The sequence below is a fragment of the Blautia sp. Sow4_E7 genome, assembly GCF_052116245.1.
In the GTDB taxonomy this organism is placed as follows: domain Bacteria; phylum Bacillota; class Clostridia; order Lachnospirales; family Lachnospiraceae; genus Blautia_A.
Genome location: NZ_JBQKLL010000084.1, coordinates 1 through 4132, shown reverse-complemented (window position 1 = coordinate 4132; position 4132 = coordinate 1). Strand labels below are relative to the sequence as shown.

The following is a 4132-nucleotide window of genomic DNA, read 5'->3' as shown; positions in this document are numbered from 1 at the left end:
TTGAAGCCTTATACTCAGCATTCCAAAATGTTAATCATTTTAAAGAATGCTGAGAAATAAGACGTTTTACTACTAAAAGATGAGCATTATTCGTTAGCGTAATCCACAAAGTCTTGCCATTTCATTTTCGTTGCCCTCCCACATTGGTGCTTCATCAGATACAGGTGTTGGAACAGATTCCATTGCGTCTCTAAGCTGTTCAACAGATGGCTTTGCATAGTAGCTTTTGGTTGTATCAGTTCTGGCATGTCCTAACACTGTAGAAACAAGCTCAATGGCGATTCCATCCTGATAAAGATTTGTGGCTCTGGTCCGGCGGAACATGTGACAGTGAACCGAATCCGGAAGGCTAATCCCTGATTCACTGACCAGAGCTGCATATTTTTTTATAATCCGCTGGACATTTCCAACGGACATCCTGTCTGTTACACCTTTTATCGTTGTGGAAAATAAATATGCTTCTTTGGAAGAATTACTGTGATATACACGTATATATTCCCTAAGGTGTTCGACTGCTTTAGCTGTTAATTGTATGGTTCTCTCTTTGTTACCTTTGCCGGTTATGAAAATATTGGGATATTTTGATTCCATTGCGATATCGCATAAGCGAATGTTAAGCAGCTCACTGATTCTTACAGCTGTATCATAGAGAAGGATCAAAATAGCACGGTCTCTTACACCGAATTTCGTATTCGGCGGTGCAGACAGTATTGCAGCAAGTGCATCATCGGACAGAATAGGCTTTTCCTTTTTTATGGTTTTGCATGGTGAAATCTGACTGATTGCCAGGGCAACTGACTGGATTGATATGTCCATATCCGAGGCATAGTTCAGATAAGCACGGATAGCCGCGACTCTTACATTTACAGTTGATGGCTGGCTGCCATTTGCAAGCAGATATTCTCTGAAATTATAAATACATTCTTTGGTACAATCAGAAAACTGAAAGGTGCTTATGGATTTACCTAATTCACCTACAAGGTAGTTTTTAAATATTGTAAGGGAATCTCTGTAGGATTCTGCTGTAGCCTGACTGCGTCCGACCTGCTTTACCAAATAAACATTTAGAAAGTTCCATGTTTTAGAAAAGAACAGCTGGTCGGTTGATATCTTCGCTGATTTATTCTTCATAGGGAATCACCTCCGGAATGACCTTCCCAGACACTGAATCTTTCTCTCGGATGGTATCAAATGCCTTTTCTACAAGATGATAGTAATAATACGTTTCATCAGGACTTTTGTGTCCAAGGTATCTGCTTAAATATGGGAGCATAGTGTTTGTATCAATCCCCTGATGCATCCACTCATTAAATCTCTCTACTACAAAAGCATGGCGTAAACAGTGGGGTGTCGGATGTTTATCAATCGTCTTGGCAACCGGAAGCATGGCCCAATGGCGGTTAAAACTTGATTCTACTCCAGAGCACGAAACAGGCTTATGTGGATCTTTTCCCGGAAAAGCCCAGTCAATTCCGGGAAAAAGCATTTCCTGACTTTCTTTATAGTTTTTAAGTATCGGAAGGCTATCCTGCGGAAGATATACAAGGCGGTCTTTGTTACCCTTTGAGCCAAGGACAGTAAGGATTCCTTTATCCAGGTCTATATGCTCCCATTTTAGCAGTCGCCCTTCTGACAGACGCAGACCACAGCAAAAATATAGGAGAAAAAGAATCTTGCACTCTCTATCGAGTCTGAATTGCTCTGAATTATGAGACGTGCGGATATCCATTTTCTGTAGCAGTTCCTTAACTTCCTCTTTTGATGGAATGTAAAGAACCGGACGGTAAGCCTTGCAGAAAAAATTAGGAATGTATGCTTCCTGACCAAGGGAAAGGATATATTCACCCAGCACCTTCACCATCGACATACGGCGATTATGATAGGCATCTCCTTCGCCCGGTCTGGCTTCTGACCATTTGGCTGCCATTTCGTAAGTGACTGTTGTCAGTTCCGGATAATTCTGTGCGCAAAAGGTATCAAAGCGTTTTAATAGCTTTTCTTCGGAATTATAGGCATATCCATCAGCTCGTTTTTGCTGTATAAGTCCTTCGATATGATGTGCCAGACCGCTCTCAAAAATGTATGTCATGATAAAACACCTCCAAATTCCAGAGGGCAGAGCCTCATTTTATCTTCGTCATGTTCAAGATATACCTCTGCTGTTTCCTGACGTGCATGTCCGAGAGCATTGGAAATATCATCAAGTTTGTTGTCTGCCCGAAGCATTCTTGTGGCAAATGTTTTTCGTGTCATATGAAAGCCCTGACCAGCAGATAATTCAAATCCATATTCAGCAAGTATTCTTTTTAAAGCTCCACGGCACGCCGTTGTAACTTTAAGCGGAATATATGGTGCCTGATGGCGAATAAATATATATCCGTTGCCTGTGACAGCCGATTCCGGACGTCCATTTATGATGTATTTATATACTGAATTACCTACATCCGTTGGGACTGGAAGCGTTATTGCTTTTCTTGTTTTCTGCTGAATGAAGGAAACAGTTTTGTTTTTCCAGTCAAAATCATTTACTTGAAGCTTTAGGATGTCTGCTCCCCTGATACCCATTCGAAGTCCAAGCATGACCATAGCTGTGTCCCTGAGTTCCATGGGAGTAGAAGCTTTCTCACGATATTCATATATTTTCTCGACCATAGCATCGCTCAGAACATCAACTATGCTGCGATGAGGAGCACAGCTTGCAGATACTGCAAAAGCAAGTGTTGGTGAAATCAGATCCTGGTCAGCCATGTAACGTAGAAGCTGACGAAGCTTGGTTCCATATGCATTTTTACTTTCCGGGGTCGAGTGGACATCATGGTTATGAAACGATTTAACCACATCGGGTGTTATGGAGACTGGATTATCTATTCCATTATCTTCAAGATATTTGAAGAAACTGCCTCCGGCTGCCCTGCACATGGTAAGTGTCTTATCGGTCATTCCATCCCGCCTGCGGCTTTCTATGAAACCATCAAGGATGCTTTTACTCCATGATGGAAGATGATCAGATGCACGCATCGGCTCAGCGATTATATTGGATTCCATTATGCCCTGGAGATACTTTTCAAACATTCTGATAGTGTGTGTACGATGAGCTGAGCCGGAACTGCTGGCTTTGATCTGATTCGGGCAATCCGGAAGTATATCTATCCATGATGTCACAGTTTCTTCCGAGTGTTCCAGATGGTTAAGTTCCAGAAACATGAAATACCATGTGAAATCATTGCGATAAACAGCTTTTGATGATTCCATGTATTTCCAATCGTCCAAAGCGTCAAGATATTCATCAGCTTTAAGTTCGAGAGGTGTACTCGGGTGAAATGCGGTACCTGTTTTAGAAAGTCTCATCTCAAGCAGTATTTCAACGTTCTCACCAAAAAGAACCCGCTGGTAACACTCTGGCACATCACCTCTGCGGTGAAGATATTTCATAAGTGCTGTCATGGCACATACGGCGTTCTGACGTCTGGCAAGAGATTTACAGGATTTGCAGTAAGTATTCCAGTATTCGATAAGAGTATCTATGGTTATTGCTTCCGGCTCTGTAACTCCCAGGGAAGTAGCAAGCCTGAAGAACTCCTTGATGGCAACAGAATACGTATGGTAATAGCAGGGATTCTGTGTGGTCGCATAGTATTCTTCCAGCTCATATGTCAGGCGAAAAAAAGATTCCGATATTCCGCTCCGGCAGAAAAAACTATTTTCTGAGCGGCAGAAAGAACTTTTGATATCTCCAAAGAGCAAGTAATGGTCGAGGCGGAACAGGGCATTTCTATATTGAGAATACGTTTCATAGGAAATTTCCCGTTTTTTAATCTCAAGCCAGTCCAGTGCGGCATCCATTGAAAAAGGAATGCCCTTATCCATCAGGTACTTGAAGAGTGTAGTATAACAGGTTCTGTGCATGTCTATATTTTTACATGCACTGTCTGGCTGTTTCATCATATTGAGAACTGATGAAATAGCATCTAAATAGTTTATTTGCATATCAAATGCGCTCCTTTCCGGCTTCCCATTCGAGGGGAAAACCTGATAATAGCGTATCTGATAATGCTCATCTTTTTTACAAGAAAGTGAGGATTTATGGAAAATAATTTAAAAGATCAACATTACAAAAACATGGGTATAAGGC

The 4132-nt window shown here is 41.6% G+C and carries 3 protein-coding genes; all 3 read right to left on the bottom strand.

Going from position 1 to position 4132, the window contains the following annotated elements; genetic code table 11:
- Nucleotides 1–93: 93 nt before the first annotated feature.
- The 3 genes from ACTQ50_RS19155 to ACTQ50_RS19145 are packed head-to-tail and all read right to left on the bottom strand — an operon-like array spanning nucleotide 94 to nucleotide 3987.
- Nucleotides 94–1131 carry a tyrosine-type recombinase/integrase gene (locus ACTQ50_RS19155; RefSeq protein WP_441485491.1) on the bottom strand — a complete coding sequence of 346 codons (1038 nt, stop codon included), beginning with the start codon at nucleotides 1129–1131 and terminating at the stop codon, nucleotides 94–96.
- Nucleotides 1121–2089: a tyrosine-type recombinase/integrase gene (locus ACTQ50_RS19150; RefSeq protein ID WP_441485490.1), complete on the bottom strand. Its 969-nt coding sequence runs from the start codon at nucleotides 2087–2089 to the stop codon at nucleotides 1121–1123. Before ACTQ50_RS19150 ends, ACTQ50_RS19155 begins: the two co-directional genes overlap by 11 nt.
- Nucleotides 2086–3987, bottom strand: a complete 1902-nt coding sequence (locus tag ACTQ50_RS19145) for a tyrosine-type recombinase/integrase (protein WP_227100158.1) — start codon at nucleotides 3985–3987, stop codon at nucleotides 2086–2088. The genes ACTQ50_RS19150 and ACTQ50_RS19145 overlap by 4 nt, the downstream gene beginning before the upstream one ends.
- Nucleotides 3988–4132 lie beyond the last annotated feature (145 nt).

Coding starts and splice junctions, on each gene's coding strand:
- ACTQ50_RS19145 (WP_227100158.1), bottom strand. CDS start 3,987: ATGCAAATAAACTATTTAGATGCTATTTCATCAGTTCTCAATATGATG.
- ACTQ50_RS19150 (WP_441485490.1), bottom strand. CDS start 2,089: ATGACATACATTTTTGAGAGCGGTCTGGCACATCATATCGAAGGACTT.
- ACTQ50_RS19155 (WP_441485491.1), bottom strand. CDS start 1,131: ATGAAGAATAAATCAGCGAAGATATCAACCGACCAGCTGTTCTTTTCT.